1 protein-coding gene is annotated in these 529 nt (G+C 51.2%); it reads left to right on the top strand.

Annotated elements, in window-relative coordinates:
- On the top strand, nucleotides 1-529 hold a 529-nt coding region (locus AC1DUO_RS26185), incomplete at both ends, for a murein transglycosylase domain-containing protein (protein ID WP_477989666.1).

The following is a 529-nucleotide window of genomic DNA, read 5'->3' as shown; positions in this document are numbered from 1 at the left end:
GATCCAGAACAAGCTGATGCGTCGTCAGTCCGGTCTGCACGTGATTTATTCCGTGACGATTCAGATGGTGCCAAACCACCTGAATCAGCGTGCGCATAAATACCTGCCGATGATCCGGGAAGCGTCCGCGAAATATGGTGTCGATCAGTCGCTGATACTGGCGATCATGCAAACAGAATCGGCCTTTAACCCGTATGCGGTCAGTAATGCTGATGCGCTGGGTCTGATGCAGGTTGTGCAGCACACCGCAGGCGTAGATGTGTTCAAATCTGAAGGGAAATGGGGCAAACCGAGTCGCAGCTATCTGTTTGATCCGCAGAACAATATTAATACCGGCACCGCGTATCTGGCGATGTTGCAAAACGTGTATCTGGGGAATATCAGCAACCCGACATCGCGTCGTTATGCGGTGATTACTGCTTATAATGGTGGGGCGGGCAGCGTGTTGCGCGTGTTCTCAAGTAATAAAACTCAGGCGTTTAACATCATCAACAATATGTCACCGGGCGATGTCTACACCACCCTGACG

The sequence above is a fragment of the Rahnella sp. P4_A8 genome, assembly GCF_056402435.1.
This window is presented reverse-complemented; position numbering and strand designations above follow the sequence as displayed.